The organism is Listeria costaricensis (assembly GCF_900183385.1).
Taxonomy (GTDB): Bacteria; Bacillota; Bacilli; order Lactobacillales; family Listeriaceae; genus Listeria; species Listeria costaricensis.
The window spans coordinates 179,649-199,871 of sequence record NZ_FXUT01000001.1 but is presented as its reverse complement, the minus strand read 5'-3'; the positions used below and the strand labels follow the sequence as shown (position 1 = coordinate 199,871).

22 protein-coding genes are annotated in these 20,223 nt (G+C 42.7%); 2 read left to right on the top strand and 20 right to left on the bottom strand.

The features are described 5' to 3' along the window. Positions 1-72: 72 nt before the first annotated feature. Together hemW and lepA are read right to left on the bottom strand one after the other, a co-directional pair. A complete protein-coding gene (hemW, locus tag CS921_RS01060; protein WP_099221170.1) occupies positions 73-1,200 on the bottom strand; it encodes a radical SAM family heme chaperone HemW in 1,128 nt (375 codons plus the stop codon). A gap of 60 nt (positions 1,201-1,260) precedes the next feature. After that, positions 1,261-3,087 carry a translation elongation factor 4 gene (gene lepA, locus CS921_RS01055; RefSeq protein ID WP_099221168.1) on the bottom strand — a complete coding sequence of 609 codons (1,827 nt, stop codon included), beginning with the start codon at positions 3,085-3,087 and terminating at the stop codon, positions 1,261-1,263. A gap of 270 nt (positions 3,088-3,357) precedes the next feature. Between lepA and rpsT the strand changes: the two genes are divergently transcribed. Further along, positions 3,358-3,612: a 30S ribosomal protein S20 gene (gene rpsT, locus CS921_RS01050; RefSeq protein WP_099221166.1), complete on the top strand. Its 255-nt coding sequence runs from the start codon at positions 3,358-3,360 to the stop codon at positions 3,610-3,612. A gap of 87 nt (positions 3,613-3,699) precedes the next feature. Here rpsT and holA read toward each other — a convergent pair whose 3' ends face one another. The 12 genes from holA to CS921_RS00990 form a co-directional block, all read right to left on the bottom strand. Further along, the gene (holA, locus tag CS921_RS01045) at positions 3,700-4,737 is read right to left on the bottom strand and encodes a DNA polymerase III subunit delta (RefSeq protein ID WP_099221500.1); all 1,038 of its coding nucleotides are present in this window, start codon (positions 4,735-4,737) and stop codon (positions 3,700-3,702) included. A gap of 61 nt (positions 4,738-4,798) precedes the next feature. After that, the gene (locus CS921_RS01040; protein WP_476738457.1) at positions 4,799-6,991 is read right to left on the bottom strand and encodes a DNA internalization-related competence protein ComEC/Rec2; all 2,193 of its coding nucleotides are present in this window, start codon (positions 6,989-6,991) and stop codon (positions 4,799-4,801) included. An 85-nt stretch (positions 6,992-7,076) separates the two neighbouring features. Continuing rightward, entirely contained in the window at positions 7,077-7,640 is a 564-nt protein-coding gene (locus tag CS921_RS01035; RefSeq protein WP_099221162.1) for a ComE operon protein 2, read from the bottom strand. A gap of 56 nt (positions 7,641-7,696) precedes the next feature. Beyond that, a complete protein-coding gene (locus CS921_RS01030; RefSeq protein ID WP_099221160.1) occupies positions 7,697-8,332 on the bottom strand; it encodes a helix-hairpin-helix domain-containing protein in 636 nt (211 codons plus the stop codon). A 158-nt stretch (positions 8,333-8,490) separates the two neighbouring features. Next, the gene (locus tag CS921_RS01025; RefSeq protein ID WP_099221158.1) at positions 8,491-9,222 is read right to left on the bottom strand and encodes a class I SAM-dependent DNA methyltransferase; all 732 of its coding nucleotides are present in this window, start codon (positions 9,220-9,222) and stop codon (positions 8,491-8,493) included. A 51-nt stretch (positions 9,223-9,273) separates the two neighbouring features. Beyond that, positions 9,274-9,633 carry a ribosome silencing factor gene (rsfS, locus tag CS921_RS01020; protein WP_099221499.1) on the bottom strand — a complete coding sequence of 120 codons (360 nt, stop codon included), beginning with the start codon at positions 9,631-9,633 and terminating at the stop codon, positions 9,274-9,276. A gap of 4 nt (positions 9,634-9,637) precedes the next feature. Continuing rightward, the gene (gene yqeK / locus CS921_RS01015) at positions 9,638-10,216 is read right to left on the bottom strand and encodes a bis(5'-nucleosyl)-tetraphosphatase (symmetrical) YqeK (protein WP_099221156.1); all 579 of its coding nucleotides are present in this window, start codon (positions 10,214-10,216) and stop codon (positions 9,638-9,640) included. Then, positions 10,203-10,778 (bottom strand): nicotinate-nucleotide adenylyltransferase, encoded by a 576-nt coding sequence (locus tag CS921_RS01010; protein WP_099221154.1) that lies wholly within the window; start codon positions 10,776-10,778, stop codon positions 10,203-10,205. Before CS921_RS01010 ends, yqeK begins: the two co-directional genes overlap by 14 nt. Positions 10,779-10,793: 15 nt before the next feature. Continuing rightward, positions 10,794-11,084 (bottom strand): ribosome assembly RNA-binding protein YhbY, encoded by a 291-nt coding sequence (gene yhbY / locus CS921_RS01005; RefSeq protein ID WP_099221152.1) that lies wholly within the window; start codon positions 11,082-11,084, stop codon positions 10,794-10,796. A 10-nt stretch (positions 11,085-11,094) separates the two neighbouring features. After that, the gene (gene aroE, locus CS921_RS01000; RefSeq protein ID WP_099221150.1) at positions 11,095-11,913 is read right to left on the bottom strand and encodes a shikimate dehydrogenase; all 819 of its coding nucleotides are present in this window, start codon (positions 11,911-11,913) and stop codon (positions 11,095-11,097) included. A 21-nt stretch (positions 11,914-11,934) separates the two neighbouring features. Beyond that, positions 11,935-13,035 (bottom strand): ribosome biogenesis GTPase YqeH, encoded by a 1,101-nt coding sequence (yqeH, locus tag CS921_RS00995; protein ID WP_099221148.1) that lies wholly within the window; start codon positions 13,033-13,035, stop codon positions 11,935-11,937. After that, positions 13,032-13,553 carry a YqeG family HAD IIIA-type phosphatase gene (locus tag CS921_RS00990; RefSeq protein WP_099221146.1) on the bottom strand — a complete coding sequence of 174 codons (522 nt, stop codon included), beginning with the start codon at positions 13,551-13,553 and terminating at the stop codon, positions 13,032-13,034. The genes yqeH and CS921_RS00990 overlap by 4 nt, the downstream gene beginning before the upstream one ends. Positions 13,554-13,765: 212 nt before the next feature. Here CS921_RS00990 and CS921_RS00985 point away from each other — a divergent pair, with 212 nt between their 5' ends. Continuing rightward, positions 13,766-15,571, top strand: a complete 1,806-nt coding sequence (locus tag CS921_RS00985) for a M3 family oligoendopeptidase (protein WP_099221498.1) — start codon at positions 13,766-13,768, stop codon at positions 15,569-15,571. A 54-nt stretch (positions 15,572-15,625) separates the two neighbouring features. Here the strand turns inward: CS921_RS00985 and CS921_RS00980 are convergent, their stop codons facing one another. The 6 genes from CS921_RS00980 to mltG form a co-directional block, all read right to left on the bottom strand. After that, positions 15,626-16,327 (bottom strand): 5'-methylthioadenosine/adenosylhomocysteine nucleosidase, encoded by a 702-nt coding sequence (locus CS921_RS00980; protein ID WP_099221144.1) that lies wholly within the window; start codon positions 16,325-16,327, stop codon positions 15,626-15,628. 57 nt (positions 16,328-16,384) lie between these two features. Further along, a complete protein-coding gene (locus tag CS921_RS00975) occupies positions 16,385-17,029 on the bottom strand; it encodes a YrrS family protein (protein WP_099221142.1) in 645 nt (214 codons plus the stop codon). A 61-nt stretch (positions 17,030-17,090) separates the two neighbouring features. Beyond that, a complete protein-coding gene (greA, locus tag CS921_RS00970; RefSeq protein ID WP_099221140.1) occupies positions 17,091-17,570 on the bottom strand; it encodes a transcription elongation factor GreA in 480 nt (159 codons plus the stop codon). Between the two features lie 174 nt (positions 17,571-17,744). After that, complete coding sequence (gene udk, locus CS921_RS00965) at positions 17,745-18,374, bottom strand: uridine kinase (protein WP_099221138.1); 630 nt, start codon at positions 18,372-18,374, stop codon at positions 17,745-17,747. Beyond that, a complete protein-coding gene (locus tag CS921_RS00960) occupies positions 18,367-19,026 on the bottom strand; it encodes an O-methyltransferase (RefSeq protein WP_099221136.1) in 660 nt (219 codons plus the stop codon). Before CS921_RS00960 ends, udk begins: the two co-directional genes overlap by 8 nt. A 58-nt stretch (positions 19,027-19,084) precedes the next feature. Continuing rightward, the gene (mltG, locus tag CS921_RS00955; RefSeq protein WP_099221134.1) at positions 19,085-20,158 is read right to left on the bottom strand and encodes an endolytic transglycosylase MltG; all 1,074 of its coding nucleotides are present in this window, start codon (positions 20,156-20,158) and stop codon (positions 19,085-19,087) included. Positions 20,159-20,223 lie beyond the last annotated feature (65 nt).

Sequence of the window (20,223 nt, the reverse complement as noted above, 5' to 3'; positions counted from 1 at the left end):
CGTCAACTGAAAACACTCGATTTCAGCCTAAAGTTGGAGATGTTTGGTCAAAATTGGTCAATGGTGCGGTTTTTAGAGAAATTCTCGAAAAACATGATTTCCCAAAAAACGTCCCTCTCTTGTAAGTGCGATAGATTCATCCTGATTCAAAAGCCAGCCCTGTTCTGCGGTATACGCAATCGCTTCTTTGAAAACCTGTTCCATCGGTCGACCGAATTTTTCTAAGAAACGGGCCTTTGAAACTCCTGCTACTTTGCGGAGTCCTAGAAAAATCTCTTCTTCCATTTCTTCTTTCAACGTTAGCGGCTTGGTCTGGAAAATGGGCAGCTGATTTTTTTCAAGCGGCTCCATATACATTTTGATTGGTCCATAGTTGCTGTAACGCGTGTCTTCCAAATAGCCATGCGCCCCAGCCCCAAAACCGAAATAATGCTCATTACTCCAGTAGACCAGATTATGACGGCTTTGATAGCCTTTTGCAGCAAAATTACTAATTTCATATTGAGATTTACCTGCACGTTCCATTTCTGTCATCAAATAATCATACATATTCGCTTCTGCATCTTGACCGGGCAAAATCAACTGCCCTTTTTGCATCAAATTATAAAAAATCGTTTTTGGCTCAATAATCAAGGAATAGGCTGAATAATGCGGAAGATCTAGCGCTAAAGCCTTTTGCAAGGTATCCTTGAAATCCACTTCTGTCTGATTGGGCAGACTAAAAATCAAATCAATGCTGACATTTTCAAACCCGACTTTTTCCAAGTTTCGAATGGATTGGTAGACATCTTCCGTCGTGTGAATCCGCCCGATCTGCTTTAATAGTTCATTATTAAAACTTTGAACCCCCATGCTGATCCGATTGACCCCCATGGATTTTAGTGTCCGAATCTTTTCCAGCGAAAGATCACCAGGATTCGCTTCAAAAGTGAATTCCACGTCGTCCGTTAGTGGAAACAAGCGATGAACCGCCTCACAAAGCCTCACAAGTTGCTGTTCATTTAATGTCGTCGGCGTGCCGCCACCAACAAAAACTGTTTCAGTCGGCGTAAATTCCCGCGTTTTTGCTGTCAGCTCCATTTCACGAATCAATAAATTGACATACTGATCGACCGGCTGCCCTTCCAAAAACACTTTATTAAAATCACAGTAGTAGCAGATATGCTCACAAAAAGGAATGTGAATATAAACAGCTGTCAAAGCTTTCCCTTCCTTCTAAAATGAGCTGCCGATTATTTCACAGCAGCTCAAACCACGTTATTATTTTTGGTCGTCCATTTTCAAAATGGCCATGAAGGCTTCTTGTGGAACTTCCACTGAGCCGATTTGTTTCATGCGTTTCTTACCTTCTTTTTGCTTCTCAAGCAGTTTGCGTTTTCGGGAAACGTCACCGCCATAGCATTTAGCCAGCACATTTTTACGAAGTGCTTTGATTGTAGAGCGTGAAACGATTTTCGTACCGATTGCCGCTTGGATAGGGACTTCAAACTGTTGACGCGGAATAAGTTCACGCAGTTTCTCTACAATGATCTTCCCACGTTCATAAGCAAAATCACGATGAACAATAAAACTCAGCGCATCAACTTTTTCACTGTTTAACAGAATATCCATCTTCACAAGTTTGGACTCTTTATAGCCAATTAATTCATAATCGAACGACGCATAGCCTTTTGTACTCGATTTCAGCTGATCAAAGAAGTCATAAACAATCTCTGAAAGTGGAATTTCATAAATAATACTCACTCGAATATCATCCAAATACTCCATCGTAATGAAGGTCCCACGTTTATTCTGAGCCAGCTCCATGACGGCACCAACATAATCATTAGGTACCATAACAGTCGCTTTCACATAGGGTTCTTCCACGGACTCAATCACACCTGGTTCAGGCATTTCAGCAGGATTATCCACGATGATTTCAGATCCGTCTGTCAAGTTTACATGATAGATAACACTTGGCGCTGTTGTAATCAAATCAATTTTAAATTCACGCTCAATCCGCTCTTGAATAATTTCCATATGGAGGAGACCTAAAAAGCCGCAACGGAAACCGAAACCGAGTGCCTGTGATGTCTCAGCTTCAAATTGCAAGGCTGAATCATTGAGTTCAAGTTTTTCAAGGGCATCACGCAAATCATTATATTTGGAAGAATCAATCGGATAAAGCCCACAATAAACCATCGGATTGAGTTTCCTATAACCTGGTAGCGGTTCTTCTGCCGGATTGTTCGCCAGCGTAATGGTATCCCCAACACGTGTGTCACTGACATTTTTGATGGAGGCTGTTAAATAACCCACATCCCCCACCATTAAACAATCTTGAGGCGTGGCTTTTGGTTTAAAAACCCCTACTTCTGTCACTTCAAATTCTTTTCCGTTTGCCATCATGCGAATCGTGTCGCCTGGACGAACAACGCCGTCTACAATTCGGATATTCGCAATGACTCCACGGTAAGCATCATAGACAGAGTCAAAAATAAGCGCTTTTAGTGGCCGATCGATGTCTCCGGTTGGTTTTGGTACTTTTTCAACAATCTGTTCCAGAATATCTTCAATGCCAATCCCGCTTTTCGCCGATGCAAGGACGGCTTCACTCGCATCAAGTCCGATCACATCTTCAATTTCTGTCCGAACACGTTCCGGATCAGCTGCCGGCAAATCAATTTTGTTGATGACCGGTAAAATTTCGAGATCATTATCCAAAGCCAAATACACATTTGCAAGCGTTTGAGCCTCGATCCCTTGTGCGGCATCAACAACGAGGATTGCTCCTTCGCAGGCAGCAAGACTTCTTGATACTTCATAGGTAAAATCGACATGGCCTGGTGTATCAATCAAATGAAATGTATAAGTTTCGCCATCTTTCGCTTGGTAAGCCAGTTGAACGGCATTTAACTTGATCGTAATCCCGCGTTCCCGTTCCAAATCCATGGAATCAAGCAGTTGGTCTTTCATTTCCCGATGTGATAGCGCATGTGTTTTTTCTAAAATCCGGTCAGCCAAAGTTGACTTCCCGTGATCGATATGTGCAATGATTGAAAAATTTCTTATTTTTTCTTGACGAGCAAGCATTTCTTCTTTGTTCATTCTCCCAGCTCCTGATTCGAACTCATCTTTATAAGGATGGCAAGCTAAATTTGATTATATCAATACATAACCGATTATTCAATGGCTTCTTGACAGATTTCCGAATAAAATTAAAGAAAGTTAGAAAGTATTATTGCATTCTTATAGGCTTTTCGGTATAATAACATTTGTTCATGTGTAATTAAAGGGTATATGATCGAATGAAACACTTGTTTTTACAGGTGGTTAACAATCAGAATTACCTCATTAGTTTGGACGGAGGTGAATGGAATGCCAAATATTAAATCTGCTATTAAACGTGTAAAAACGACGGATTCGCGCAACAGCCGTAACGTTGCTCAACGTTCTGCAATGCGTACAGCCATCAAAAAAGTTGAAGAAGCAGCTGCTAACGGTGCTGAAAACACACAAGATCTTTACGTTGCCGCTTCGAAAAAAATCGACATGGCTGCAAGCAAAGGCTTGATTCATAAAAACAAAGCTGCACGCGACAAATCTCGTCTAGCTGCTAAACTAGCTAAATAATGCATAAACATCACACACGCGTGTGGTGTTTTTATTTTGCAGAAAAACTGTGAGGATTGAGGGTCTCCCCTTTTCCTCACAGTTTTTTTAACGCTCTAGAGAAGCTTTTCGTCTATCTTCTAACTCAAATAAAAACCATTCCAGTTTTTGTTCACGATTCCCATACCCTGTTTTAAGCTCCAAATCTATTTCAGCTAGATGAAGTAAAGCCACTTGCAATTCCTCAGCCGAAAAGTTGCGCGCTTGTTTTGTCGCAATTTTCACCCGAAACGGATGCACCTTAAGTTTACTTGCGATTTGTTGGCTGCTGTAGCCTTGTTTTTCTAAAATCTTAATTTGATTAAGCAGTCTAAATTGACTGGCAATCAGTGCAATAATTTTAATCGGCTCTTCTTTTTGTTTGAGCAGATCATAATAGATGCGCAGAGCCCCGCTTGTATCCATGGCAATCATTTTATCTAATAAAAGAAAGATATTCTGTTCAAGCGAGCGCACGACAAGTTGCTCGACATCTTGACGTCCGATTTCCTTCGTTTCAAATTTATACAAGAGTAGTTTGTCCAGTTCATTCATTGCGGCAGTTAAATTCCCACTTGTGAGCTCGTAAAGCCGCTCGACTGCCTGCTGCTCCATCTGATAGCCATTTTTCTCAGCTGCTTTTTTCAGCCAATTTAAGAATTCTTTTTCATCTGGTTTTTTCGCTTCAATGATTGTCGCAACTTTTTTTAATTGTTTGGTCAGTTTTTTACGCTCGTCCAACTTTTCGACCCGTGCTACTATGATGAGAATCGTATAATCAGCCGGAGATTCCAAATATCTGGCAAATTTATCCGTATGGTGTTCAACTTTGCTTTTTGTTTTTTCTGTGGTTAAAAACACTGGATGACTCGCAAGAACGATTCGGCGATCCCCAAAAAAAGGCAGTGTTTCTGCTTCTTCCATGACTAGTTCGATAGGTGTCTCTTCCAAATCAAAATGCGCATAGTTAAAAGACTGTTCCTCTTCACTGAGTCCTGCTGCTAAAATTCGCTTTTTACTTTCGTTGATAATATAATCCTCTGTTCCAATGATGAGGTAAACAGATGATAGCTGTCCTGATTCCATTTTTTTCCATTCTGCCAGCATTTTCATGCCCCATTTCTTCTTTTCTGTTCTCATCGTAATCGAAATTTTTTCCGAATGCAAGTCACGGAACTAAAGTCGTGATGAACCCTTTGCCAAACTGATACTGGATAGCTCCCTGCTCATCTGTCCGATAAATGATCGTATTATTTTTTTCTAGGGCCTGCAGCGTTTCCTGATGTGGGTGGCCAAAGCGGTTTTCTAAGCCGCATGAAATAACAGCCACTTCAGGATCTGCTACTTTTAACCAAGTACTTGTAGTTGAAGTTTTACTCCCGTGATGGCCTACTTTTAATATGTCAGTATCTTGAATAATTCCCTGTTCAAGCAAGGCCTGTTCGCCTGCCGCTTCCAAGTCGCCTGTAAAAAGCCACCGTTTTTGATCCAATATGGCAGAAATCACAATAGAATCATCATTGCCACCATTTCCGCCCTCACTTTTCGGTGCTAGAATTTGGAAATATTGTCCCGCTGCTTCAAACTCCATCCCTTGCACCACGTTCACGACTTTGATTGTTGGATTTGCAGCCAAAGCTTCCGCCATCAACGTTTTATTTTCTGAACCACTCGTTTTATACAATGTGTCGATATCTATTTCTTTGATCAAGTCTTGATACGCACCAATATGATCTGCATCACTATGTGTCAAAAAAATCTTGTCCAGTTTACTAATTCCAGCTGCTTTAAGTGTTGGCACTAGCACATCTTTCCCAATCGTAAAGGGATCTTTTCGCTTGGCCCATGCCTCTTTTTCAAAAACTACTTGACCGCCCGTATCGATTAAATAATCACCTTGGCCTAGTGGTAATCGTATCAAAATGCTATCGCCTTGACCCACATCGATAAAAAGAATTTGTCCATGTAGTGGCATTCGTACAGCAACAAGAAGCAGCAAGTAGACGACCAGCAAGAGCTTAACAGAACGCCGCTTTTCAAACATGTAGAAAATAAGCCATGTTATCCCTAAGAAAAGCAGCATTTGCCAAAAATCAGGGCGACCGGTCACAATGGTTTGCAGAGGGAAGTGACTGAAAAAACTTGTCAACTTTTCGGTCCAAATGAGCAATTGATCTAGTATGCTGGCGCATAAGAAATGTAGCGGCTGAAGTGGCCAAACAAGCATATTTATCAGACATAACGGTAAAATGAGCACAGAAAATAAAGGAACGTAAAACAGATTAAAAAGCAGGCCTATCATTGAAAATTCATAAAAATGGAACATCATAATCGGTGCTGCTGCGAAAGTTGAAACAAAGGATATCGCCAAGCTCTTAGTGAAAAAATGTTGATAACGCCCCAGCCAGATTCGACTAGAAAGAATGATCGCAAAGGAAACGGCGAACGAGAGTTGAAAGCCTGCTTCATAAAGGACATTCGGTCGCCAGAAGAAAAATAGCAGCCCAGCTATGCACAGACAAATCAGGCCGGACCATTTTTTTGACCACATCACGCCCATAAATGTCAGCATGCCCATGATGGCTGCTCGTAAAACAGGCGGATTAGCCCCGGCTAGGACTGCATACAGTGGTAAAAATAGACATAAAATAAAAGCAGCCCGTTCTCGTGTTATGCCCAATCGAATGAATATAAAGTAAACAAGCCCGCTAAACAAATTGATATGAAGCCCTGAAATCGCTAAAAGATGCACCACGCCTAATTGCTGATATTCTTGGTAGACTTCTTGCGAGAGCCCCGTCTTATCCCCCAGTAAAAGCGCCTGCATGTAACTGGATGTCCGTTTAGAAAAGCCCTGTTCTAATTGGTTTAATATCGTTTGCCGTGTATTTTGAAACAGATAGCTAAGCTTTGTCGCATGTTGATTCGTCTTAGTTATTTGCGTTGCTTCAAGTTCCCAGAAGATTCTCTGCCTTTCCAGATAAGTACGATAATTGAATTGATCAGGATTCCGATTATTCTCTGGTTTCGTCAGTGCGCCTTTGACATGAAGAACGTCCCCATATTGAAGCTCTTTAAAAGCCCTCTGCTCTTGTTCCGTTTGGATGGTATAGCCAAGAGCAAATGATTCCCCATTCGCTGTCACAATGGCCTTATAACGATCCCCATCTACTTGTTGCTTTTTGGCAATAATGACTTCCCTATCAAAGTCCCCGGCTGCCACCTGTGTCATATGTAAAAACTGATCGATCATTTTATATCCTGATCCAATCAAAAGGGCACAGAGAATCAGCAGCCAGCTTTTCTTATGGTGGTTTAAAAGAAAGCCTCCACCTATCATGGCGATGCACACAAGCAGCAAAAAAGGATGATAGTCATAGAGTACGGCCCCGCTAAAAAGGAAGACCGTAGCTAGAAAAAGTTTTTGTTCGATAAAGAACCTCTTTCTAGGATAGCTTGTTCTCGATGTTCTGAAGAAGACGCGCAGAAATCTCTGGCGAAAGTGTTTCTTCTCGAATTGCCTCTTTTATCGCTTCCAATGTTCGATCTTGGCCATTTATACCTTCTAGATTTAGAATTTCATGCTCAAAAGGCACTTTTTTCACCAGTACGCCGGCTTGCTCGAAAAGCTCGATTGCATAAGGATGATTTTTGTAGTCTTTCGCATAATAGACGGTTTTAATACCTGCCTGAATGATTGATTTGCAGCAGGCAACACAAGGGAAATGTGTCACATATAGTTCTGCCTGATCTGTAGAGGCACCAAACTTGGCACATTGCAAAATCGCGTTCATCTCCGCATGAATGGTCCGAATGCAATGTCCTTCTACTACCAGACAGCCATGTTCTGCACAGTGGTCCCCACCTGCGATGGAACCGTTATATCCGCCTGCAATGATTCGCTTATCCCGAACAATCGTTGCTCCTACCATCAATCGTGTACATGTACTGCGCGTTGAAATTAAATGGCTTTGCGCCATGAAAAATTGATCCCATTCGATTCGTTGCAAAGTAAAAACTCCTTTATGCGTTTTTCCTTAAGTATAGTGCTTCTTATTGGAAAACGTCAATACTCGCTCACAAAAACGTACTCGGCCAATTTTTCCACCGTCTTTTCACCTATCCCACTAACGTTTGTCAAATCATCAACGGATTGAAAGAGCCCTTCTTCTTCGCGATAAGTAATGATTGCTGTGGCTTTGGCTTCACCAATTCCGGGAACCTCTTGCAGGTCTGCTGCTGTTGCGCTGTTCAAATCGACTTTGTCTGAGTCTGTTTCTGCCTGCTGGGTGACACCCGCACTAGGAGTCGATGCGGACACTTCACCTATTTTGGGCACAATTAACAGCATTTCATCTTGGAGCTTAGCGGCTAGATTGATAGCCGTGACATCCGCTTCCTCGGAAAATCCGCCTGCCATTTGGATGACATCCTGAATACGCCCATCCTTTGGCACTTGATAGACGCCTGGCTTTTGGACAGCACCTTTCACATCAATGTAGTAGCGTGAAGGTGTTTCAGTATTCTTTTTGTCCGCTTCAACCGTTTTATTCGTCTCCTCTGCTGTCTCGATTGAACTTGCAGAGGCAGCGGGTTGGCTTAGTTCTTCCTGTTTAGTCATGAGCGTATAGCCAATTACAAGTAAAAGCACGGCAAGAGCTGCAAGACCGTATTTCCAATGAGGTTTTATTTTTTCGAACATCTGAGACCACCTATCCTTTTATTTATTATATTCGCCATACTGGGCCGATTTCCTTTTCGCACAAAAAAAGAAGCAGATCACAAAATTACCTAATCTGCTTCTTTTTTGATTTTATCCTTATTTATAAGCTTGAAAAAGATTGTTTACTTCATAAAAATTTATTTTTCGCACACAAAGAAAATCCGTTCACTCGTTGACACTGGGGCTACTTTTTCAAAATCTGCATAGACTTGAATCTTTGAAAAACCAGCTTGATTCAGCATGGCTAGATAGGCCTCCACTGGGTAGGTTCGTTCTTTATGCAGCTCATCTTTTCGCGTGTAGCGGCCATCATCATCCTGCACAAAAAAGCTCAGCTCATGCTCGACTGAATGAGGTGCCTCTCCTTTATAGCTTTGCCAGATTGTTGAAATCGCCGGATCAGCATCTGTGTATTGATATTCATGAAAAAGTGTATCGATTTTATAAACGGAATGCACGTCAAAAAGGAATTGCCCACCAGTAGCTAAATGGCTATAAGCCCGCTGAAAAGTATGCTCGACATCTTCTGTTTCTTCTAAATAATTGAGTGAATCACAAAAGCAGGTAATGAGATCAAACTTTTCCGACAGTTGGAATGAAGCCATATTTTGTTCATATAATGGGATTTCAAGATCAATTTGCCGAAATTTTCGTTCTGCCACTTGGATCATTTCTTTTGAAAGATCGATCCCTGTCGTCTCAAAACCGGAAAGCGTCATTCGTAGTAAAAATTCCCCTGTGCCACAGCCCAAATCCAACATTTTACCCGTTGATTTTTTTAGCAGAGATAGGGTAAATGCCAGCCATTCTTCATAGAGCTCCTCTTCCATCAATTCATCATAAAAAGAAGGAAAATATTCATAACTCAAAGTTCGTCTGCCTCCTAAAAAACCGATGGGCTTCCCCACCGGTTCGCTTTCTTATAAGGGTGTAAACGCCGTGCTGACATCTTCAAGCGGCGCATCTCCCCAAAGTTTCTCCAAATTATAATAACTGCGTTCGTCACGGTGGAATACGTGCACGATGACGTCTTCTAGATCAATTAATACCCATTTCGCCGCATCAAAGCCTTCCAAGCGGTTAACAGGAATATCATTTTCTTGTGCTTTTTCCTTAATTTCCCGCGCAATGGCTTGTACTTGTTTATCCGAATTCCCGTGACAAATCACCACGTAATCGGCAAAACTTGAGATTTCTTTCATATTAAGCGCTAAAATATCCTCTGCGCGTTTGTCGTCCGCTGCTTTTGCAACGAGCATTAAAGTTTCGTGACTATTCATCAAATTAATTGACATCTCCTTTAATTGTTTTACTTGAAAAATCATTATACGCCTCAAATGTATCAGGGAAAATGGGGCTGTTTTTACTTGCAAGAAAGATAATCGTTCTGCCCAGCGCGTAAAGCATGGCCTGATCAAGCGACTGAAAGACTAATTCTCGCGCTTTTTCCACACCTGGAAAGTCACGATTTTCTTCTGTATAGTCGGCTAAATAGAGGATTTTATCCAGCGTGTTCATTCCAATTTTTCCGGTGGTATGGACACGAATTGCTTCTAAAATATCCGGGTCTTCTACATCAAATTCCGTTTTTGCAAAAAAACTGCCCACTGGTGCATGCCATAAAGACGGATGATAGGAAAGTAATCTCGGATCCATTTTTTCCTGGACGATAATGTCTTTCTGCGTTTTGGTGTCTGTATATTTGGCATAATCATGAAGTAGAGCCGCCAGACTTGCCTTCTCGACATTTTCTCCATAATGCTCTGCCAAACGAATCGCCTGCTTTTCAACACCGAGCGTATGGATATACCGTTTTTCCGGCATAGCTAGCTTTACTTTTTGGAGAATTTCAGTTCGTTTCATAAAGTTGATGCTCCTTTATATAGGCTGCTACTGATTTTGGAACGAGTGTATCGATAGGCTGACCTTGCTGCAGCCGCTCACGAATGGCGGTTGAAGAAAGATCCGATTCCGATACTTCGACCCAGATAATTGGATAAGGCGTTGAAAGCGGATAGTTTGGGCGATTAACACCGACAAAATGAACGAGTTTGAGCAGCTGATCGATCTGATACCACTTTGGCAGATATTCAACCATATCCCCGCCGATAATAAAATAATAATCGATTTCTGGATGCTCACTGGTCATTTCTTTCATGGTCTCATATGTGTAGCTTTTCCCTTGTCTCAGAAGCTCTCGCTGGTCGATCGTAAAGGAAGGTTTATCAGCCGTTGAAAGCTGTAGCATTTGCAGACGATCGGCATCACTTACAAGTCCGCTTGCTTCTTTGTGCGGTGGAATCGCGTTGGGCAAGAAAATAACCTGATCCAAATGAAGCTTCTTTTGAACGGCCTCTACAATCGATAGGTGCGTCAAGTGCGGCGGATCAAACGTGCCACCCAGAATCCCGATCTTTTTTTTCATTTTATTCGCCTCTCATCAAGGGAGTTCAATCTCTTTTTTATTTTTTGATTCCTTGTATAAAATAATTGTTCGACCAATCAGCTGTACGAGTTCTGCCCCTGTACGGGCGCTAAGGGTTTCCGCTACTTCCTGATGCGATTCCTCCACATTTTGCAAAATCGAAACTTTAATCAGCTCGCGCGCTTCTAACGCCGCCTGAATCTGCTTGACCATATTTGGCGTAATGCCGCCTTTCCCTACTTGAAAAATAGGTTGTAAATGATGCGCCTCTTTTCTCAGATAACGCTTTTGTTTTCCTGTTAACATTCGTGTCCTCCTACTTCAAATCAAGCGCCTCAAGCACAGCCTCTTTCATTAAATGGCGGTCCGGCTCGATATTTGTCCAATGGGTAAAAGCAAGTGCTCCTTGCCCGACAAACATGGGGAGACCGTTCTGTGTGATAGCGCCTTTTTGCTTGGCTTGTTTTAAAAAAGTTGTTTCATAAGGATTATAGATAATATCCGAAACGATCGTCCCTGCTGCCAAATTCGCAAGCGAAAGTGGTACATCCTGACTGGAATTCGGCAGCCCGATGGACGTGGTTTGGATGATGATATCATACTCGGCTAGCTGCCTTTCCGCTTCCTGTAAAGAAATGGCCTGGTCTTCTGGAAAGCTCAGCATTTCTTCTGCTCGGGCTAGTGTCCGGTTAGTCAGATCGATCGGACAACCAACCTGCTGCTTGATGGTCAGATAGATGCCTTTACTGGCACCTCCCGCGCCGATCATTAAAATTCGGTCTGACTTATCGAGCGGCCTGATTTCTTCTAAACCCTCGAGATAGCCTTGACCGTCTGTATTATAGCCGTGCCACTTGCCATCTTTTAAAACGGCGGTATTGACTGCTCGACATTCTTTAGCCAGCCCATGAATTTCATCTAAATGCGGTATAATGCGTTCTTTGAAGGGCGTCGTAATATTAAAACCAGATACACCCGTTGCTTTTAGTGCTTCGATTTCTGCGTCAAATTGCGCTTCGTCGACGTAAACCCGGCGATAGTGGGCATCTATTCCTAATGCTTCGATGGCGCGGTTATGCATGGCAGGTGACAACGAGTGACGAATCGGATTTCCAATTACGGCGTATTGTTTCATATTTTCCCCTCCACTATTATTTTAAATGAGTGCTTGCCGAATCGACACGCTCACGCCTTTTGGTACCCAGGCCGTGACTTTAGCGGATCCATTTGGAAGCGAGACCCAGCCGAGACCTGAAAAGACGATATCCGCTTTCTCACGGACGGAAAACGTATATGGCACAAGTTCTGGCAAGGTTTCAATGTTTTCAGCTGCCGGCGGTGTCAGCACATGGCCTTTTTGCGTAGCATACAGCTGATCGGCCTTTTCAAGCTTCGTGCGGTGCGGTTCCAACTGATTCGACATATAGACCACAAACGGCTGTCTCGGCCCCTCAACAAAATCGATTCGTGCCAGCGCCCCGAAAAATAGCGTCTGTTCGGCATTCAATTGAAAAGTGATCGGTTTGATTTCTTTTTTGGGAGAAATCAGTTTGAGCGTTTTGGTATCAATGAAATGGGCCATTTGATGATGATTGATAATTCCTGGCGTGTCAACAAGCGTGCTGCCGCCTTCAAGTGGAATTTCAATCCGGTCAAGTGTTGTCCCAGGAAACTGTGAAGTGGTGATCACATTGCTTTCGCCAGTTGCCCGCTTGATGATCCGGTTGATCAAGGTTGACTTACCAACATTGGTACAGCCGACCACATAGACATCCTGCCCTTCCCGGAGCTCCTCAATTTTTTCAAGCAGTTCGTCAAATCCGCGTCCTTTTTCCGCACTGACTAAGGCGACATCTTGTGCCCGCAAGCCAAGTTCTTTCGCACGCGTTCGCATCCATCTGGCCATGCGCTCTCGTTTGACTGATTTAGGTAGCAAGTCTTCTTTATTGCCCACCAAAAGGACTGGATTATTGCCGACAAAGCGGTTAAGTCCGGGAAGCCAGCTGCCGTCAAAGTCAAAAATATCCACCACATAGACAATGAGTGCCTGTTTGGTGCCCAGTTGATTCAAGATTTCTAAAAAATCGTCATCTGTTAGCGGTACATCCTGAATTTCATTATAATGTTTTAAGCGAAAACAACGCATGCAGATGACCTGCTCATTTTTCAGCGATGATTGTGGCGCATAACCGGGTTTTGATTTGTCTTCTGTTTGAATAACGGCCCCGCAGCCGATACATCGTAATTCTTCCGTCAAAGCGATTCCTCCCACTTCATACTCTTTTTCTTGCTCAATTGTTTTAAAATGATTCGTTCCATCATTCGATTAAATTTCGTCGCAAGTCCATCCGTTTCTTTTACCGGTCGAACAAAAATCGTCATCAGTTTCTGCCGATTCCCTCCGAAAATATCTGTCATAATCTGGTCACCGATCATCACGGTTTCCTCTGGAGTCGAATCCAGCCGTTCCAATGCCTTGTGAAAATTTTTAGCAAGCGGCTTTCTGGCTTTGGCTAGATAGGGAATATTCGTGACTTTGGCAACACGCGCCACACGTTCCTCGGAATTATTGGAAAGAATCATCACCTTGATGCCTTCTTCTTCTAATAGCGTAAACCAGTTGATGATCTCATCCGTTGCATCCAGTTGATCCCACGCGATGAGGGTGTTGTCTAAATCTGTCAGTACAGTCGTTTTTCCTAATTTACGCAGATGCTCTGCCGTAATCCCAAATGGTGTCTGGAGCATCTTATCTGGTGAAAATTGCTCGAACAATTCTTCGCACCTCAATTCAAAAGTCTAAAAAATTCTACTTGTTCCTTATCATAACGCGAAACAAACAGATAATCTATAAAATTTTATCATCTTTCTTCTATTTTTACAAAAAAATTTTGTCAGGCGGCAGATATCCGCTTGTTTTCCAAATATTTTCAATCAATGCTATAATGAAAAAGAACATTTCGTTTGAAGAAAAAGGAGGAAATCAGATGACAAAAAGCTATGCACAGGTCTGGGATTTAGATGCTATTTATCAAGGCGGCAGCACATCGCCAGAACTGCAGGAGTCTTTACATAATTTAAAACAGGATATTCAGAGCTTTGTCCAAAATGTGGAAGATTGGGCCGTGCCTGAAAGTACGGAGGACAGCGTGGAATTCCTTTTGCTCATCAACCAAAATGCGGAAATTTCAAAAGGGCTGATGAATGCTGGCTCTTTTTTAGAATGTCTGGCTTCTGCTGATGTTAATGATGAGCGAGCAGTCGAGCTTAGTGGCCTTGTCTACAGTTATGCTGCGGAACATGCAACAGCACTCGATGACTGGTACGAAAAATTTGCAGAAACAGATGACCAAATTTGGTCTGAATTGCTTCAACAAAGCGGCCTTTCCCAGATCGCTTATGTTTTAAATGAAGCGCGCGAAAATCGGAAACAAAAAGGATCCAAGGAACAGGAAGCGGTCATTAATGCACTATCCGTTGATGGTTATCGCGGCTGGTCGGATCACTATGATACGATTGTTGGCAAGCTTCGGATCGAGATTGAATTAGACGGGCAAAAGCAGACCCTTTCTGCTGGACAGGCGCTCAATATGCTGAATGATCCCGATCATCAGGTTCGCCAGGAAGTTTTCCGCGCTTATACAGAGGCCTGGCAGTCGAACGGTCGCTTATTTGCTGACACACTTAACCACTTGGCAGGCTTCCGTCTAAAAACCTACGATATTCGTGGTGAGGAAGATTTCTTAAAAGAACCGCTTTCCTTAAACCGGCTCGACAAAAAGACGCTGGATACGATGTGGAAAGTCATTGAAGAGCATAAAGCGACATTCGTGACATTCCTAGAGAGAAAAGCGCAACTGCTGGGGCTCAAAAAATTGAGTTTCTATGATGTGGAAGCGCCACTCGTCTTGACTGAACAGCCGAAAAAATATAGCTATGACGAAGGGGCCGCCTTTATTCTGGAACAGTTTGAGAAATTTAGTCCAAAAATGGCTCGCTTCGCTAAACATGCTTTTGAAAAACGGTGGATTGAAGCCGAAAACCGTGATAATAAGCGGCCAGGTGGTTTTTGTACAGATTTCCCACTTGTGAAAGAAAGTCGGATTTTTATGACGTATGACGGGGCTCCGGGAACGGTTGCCACGCTGGCACACGAGCTTGGTCATGCTTTCCATTCACATGTTATCCGCAATGAGCCTTATGAAAATACGGATTATGCGATGAACGTGGCTGAAACGGCTTCGACATTTGCGGAAATGATTATTGCAGATGCTTCCGTAAAAGCCGCCACCTCAAAAGAGGAAAAAATTACCCTTTTGGAAGATAAAATTGGTCGCAGTATCGCCTTCTTTATGAACATTCATGCTCGTTTCTTATTTGAAACGCGTTTTTACCAAGAACGCAAGAATGGTCTGCTTTCTGTAGACAGCCTGAATCGACTGATGGAAGAAGCACAGCGCGAGGCTTATCTGGATGCTCTTGATGAGTACCATCCGCAATTCTGGGCTTCTAAGCTGCATTTTTATATTGCCGATGTACCGTTCTACAATTTCCCTTATACGTTCGGGTACCTCTTCTCGCTTGGAATTTACCATAAAGCACTTGAAGCGGGCAAAAGCTATGAAGACGACTATATTGCCCTTCTGAAGGATACCGGTGCCATGTCAACGGAAGAACTGGCGCAAAAACATCTTCATGTTGACTTAACCAAACCGACTTTCTGGGAAGATGCCGTCAAACTGGCTGCAGCTGACGTAGATGAATTTTTACAATTAACAGAAGAGCTTATCTAAAAAATAAAAGAACAGAAGATCCGGCGAAACTCGTTGTCGGATCTTCTGTTCTTTTTAGATTTCTGCTAGAAGCGCGAGAATGCAGGCAGAGGACATTTCGGAGGCTTTCTGTAAAAATGTATCGAAATCTCCTGCTGCTTCTTTATCGGCAACATCCGATAGCGCCCGAATCATCACGAATGGGATTTCAAATTGATGGGCCACTTGTGCAATCGCAGTCCCTTCCATTTCAACGGCCTTCACTTCTGGGAAAAAGGTTTTGATCTGTTCCCGCTGCGCCTCTGTTGAAACAAAAGAATCATTGGTGATCACAAGGCCAAACGCTACATGATTGGCGGTCTCTGCCAGTTTGGCGCGATAAATGGCGGCAGCTTTTTCAGCCAGTGCCGTATCCCCTTGATAAACTGCTGGCATTTGTGGAACCTGCCCATATGCATAGCCGAAAACCGTCGCATCGACGTCCCCATAGGCCAAGCGGTCAGAAATGATGACGTCACCGATTTGAAGCTCCTCACCAATGCCGCCAGCACTTCCTGTATTGATCAGTACATCTGGTTTAAAATGATCACAAAGCAAGGTCGTTCCTAAGGCTGCATTCACTTTGCCAATTCCTGACTCAAGCAAAATAACCTCTTTCCCGCTAAGTGTCCCCGTATAGAATTTAGCCCCTGCGATTGAAGTTTCCGCATAGTCTCCCATCGCTTCCTTTAAAATCGCCACTTCTTCTGCCATGGCTCCAATAATCGCAACTTTCATCCTTTTTCATCCTCCATCATAAAAACGCGAGCCTTTTTGATATGCAAGTCTCGCGCTTTAACGTTTATCATTTGATTTCAATACTTCTACTTTTGTTGGTTGCCAGCCCTCACCGTCGCGCCAAGTAATATAGACGCGGTAAGCCTGATCCGGCGTGCTTTTAGCTGAGACAGTTCCGACTGACTGTGTGGCAGGATCGGCGCCGCGGCCTACATACCAGATGGTCATATCGTCCGCTGAAATATCTGTCGCCTCTGAAAAGGCTTGGATTTTTTCGTTCCAATCTGTACTGTTCATTTCATAAGAGTTGACATGATCGCCGGATTGCTTGGTTCCCACTGCCTTCCAGTCTTTTGAAATAACTTTTGAGACATTGGGGTCACTGCTCTCCTGCTCTTCAGTGGTCGCTGAATCTTTTTCCGTTGCTTGCTCCTTATCCTCTTTTGCCGATTGATCGCTTTTAGCGGCATCCTCTTTTTTTTGCGTAGAAGATGCCGTTTGCGTGTCATTTTGATCTGGACCTGGATCCGTTGCAATAAATACCACATAAAGCGAAGCAACAATTAAGAGCGATACAACGATAATCAAGATATTTAAAATTAAATTCGTTCGCTTCCGCTGTGAGTTTTGTTTGGCTCGCGTTGCTTCAATGTTATTTTGTTCAACGCGCCTGCTATGTTCGGTTTTTTTCTGTCTAGCCATCTTGCTTCACCACCTTACAAAAAGAAAGGGCAGACGAAAAAGCAACGCTGCCCTTTTTAAATTATGCTTCGATTTTAACAATTTTTACTTCCATGTCCCCGCCGGGTGTTTGGATTGTCACTACTTCCCCAATTGTATGACCAAGCAATCCTTTTGCGATTGGAGAATCATTAGAGATACGACCTTCAAATGGATCTGCTTCTGCACTACCCACGATAGTGTAAGCTTCTTCATCCCCATCAGGCTGTTCGGTAAAAGTAACCGTTTTACCCAATGTCACCGTATCATTATCCGTTTCTTCATTATCAATGATCTGCGCATTGCGAATCATATTTTCAATGGTTGTGATGCGGCCTTCGACAAAGGCTTGTTCATCTTTTGCCGAATCATACTCCGAGTTTTCGGACAGGTCGCCAAAACCACGGGCAATCTTGATTCTCTCAACAACTTCTTTCCGTTTGACTGTTTTTAATTCGTGTAGTTCTTGTTCTAATTTTAATTTACCATCTAAGGTCATTGGAAATACTTTTTCTGTAGCCAAGTTGATTCTCTCCTTTTACTCTCATCTTTGTATAGAAAAGCACGGAGCAGCTCTCCGTACCTTTTTCGACTATTTATTTGCCTGAATTTTTTGAATGTAAGCAAGTAAATAACGATATTTACTAGGAAGATTTTACCGTAAATTCCTTGATTTGACAAGTCTAATGAGCCCTATTCACAGATTCTTCTGCAAGACAGCAGCGATTTTTGTCGTCATTAAATCAATCGCCACATGATTTTGACCACCTTCTGGAATAATAATATCGGCATATTTTTTCGTCGGTTCGATAAATTCCTGATGCATGGGCTTGACAACAGTCAAATACTGATCAATTACAGAGTCAAGCGACCGTCCACGCTCCTTTAAGTCACGCAACAAGCGGCGAATAATTCGGATGTCATCATCTGTGTCTACATACACTTTGATATCCATCAAGTCGCGCAGCCGCGGATCTTCCAGTATCAGAATGCCTTCTAAAATGATCACATCTCTTGGTTCCTGATGGACGATCTCGCTGGAGCGGGTATGCTCTTTATAATCATAAACCGGTTTATCAATTGCCCGGTATTGCAGCAGCTCTTTAACATGTTCAATCAGAAGATCTGTATCAAAAGCAAGCGGATGATCATAGTTGGTTTGGAGCCGCTCTTCAAAAGATAGATGCGATTGATCTTTATAATAGTAATCCTGCTCGATCATTAAAATCGAATGCCCATCAAAATGATCAAAAATTTTCTTACAAACACTGGTTTTACCTGAGCCGGAACCACCTGTTACTCCGACAACTACAGGCTTTTTATTCATGCTCAGCCACTCCAAACTGTTTTCGTCTTGTTATTGCCAAACCATCACCAAGCGGGATCGTCACGGTCGTATAGGCAGATTGTTGATTTAAAAACACATTAAATTCCCGCATTTTCCGAGCGATTCGGGCTTTTTTCTGTACTTCCTCGGATTCTTCCAGCGCCAAACCTTTAAACAAAACGTTATCCGTATAGATGATACCACCATCTGTCAACACGGGCGCAAATAATTGAAAGAATTTTTCGTACTGCCCTTTGGCTGCATCAATAAAGATCGCATCGAACGGACCTTTTTGACATAATTTCTCCGCATCGAGCAGTGCATCCCCCAATAGGATTTCCACACGGTCATCTGCTCCGTAGCGCGCGATATTGGCCTGTGCTGCCAGGAAGCGCGCCTCATCTCGCTCAATGGTCACGATGGTAGCATCCGGCAGTGCCTCACACATTCGTAAGGCTGAATAACCGATGGCTGACCCGATTTCCAAAATCCGTTTTGTTTTGGCAATCGCCATCACCTGCAACATTACAGCAAGCGAATCAGGCTCCATTATCGGCACCTGATCGCGCTTAGCAACTGATTCTAGCTCGGTAAAAAATGGACTGCGCGGCGGTACCTGCGCAAGTAAATAATCATGTATTCGCTCTTTCACTTCTTATCCCTCTTCAAAATTCGTTTAGCTGTAGCCTTCGTTTGCAGCGCACAGTTCGTTACGAAGATTTTTTATTTGTGATGTATTTTTCTTTGAGTTCATTATGTTCGTCAAGGGTTTTGGAAAAATACACTTTTCCAGTATCAGGATCCGCTAAGAAATACAGATAATCTGTTTGTTCCGGATACAAGGCTGCCTCGATCGAACTGGTTCCGCTATTGGAAATAGGGCCTGGCGGTAAGCCTTTATTTTGATACGTATTATAAGGTGAATCTACTTCCAAGTCTTTATATGTCACACGCGATTTATGTTCACCAAGTGCATATAAAACGGTCGGATCTGTTTGAAGCGGCATATCTTGTGCCAATCGATTATAAAAGACACTGGCAATTTTTTTGCGATCAACGTTCTCCGTTGCCTCTTTTTCAATCAGTGAAGACATGGTCAGCACTTCATGAACCGATTTATTTTGTTTTTTCATTTCGTCACGATAAGGAGCCAGATTTAAATCAGTCGCTTTAATCATTTCTTCAATGATTTCCTCAGCTGACGGATTCGATTCTTTGAATGTATAGGTCGCTGGATAAAGATACCCTTCAAGCGGATGCTTAATTTGATCATTCAAAACATCTTTTGTGACAGTATCTGGATATTTAGCAATCATTTGATTCACAAAATCCGGATCATCCATCACGCTTAAAACTTCTTTTTTCTTTAGTTTTGGATTATATTCCACAATTTTATCGGCAATCTGATCCAGTGTATAGCCTTCCGGAATCACTAATTTATCCGGTGCGACTGTTTTGCCTTTTTGCAAGGTATCCACGATTTTTTGTGTGTCCATGGAGGGGCTCAGTTCATATTTGCCGGCCTGCAGATTGGTATCCCCCGAGTATTTGACATAAAATGAGAAAATTTTGCCATGACTCACAACACCATCATCTTCCAAAATTTGACCGATTTTGGTGATATTCGATCCGCTTGGAATGTCTACAATGATTTTCTCCTTGCTGGAAGGATCTTTTGCATCTAGTTGACTTTTGACATAAAAATAGCCGGAAAATGTTAATACGACAAGAACCAGCACAACTGCCGCTATAATGAGTGTTATCATCTTGCCTTTCTTCTTCATAAAAACCCTCACTTCTATAACTTTTAAAGAATTTCTTCGTTTATTATACCGATATTTGCAGAGAA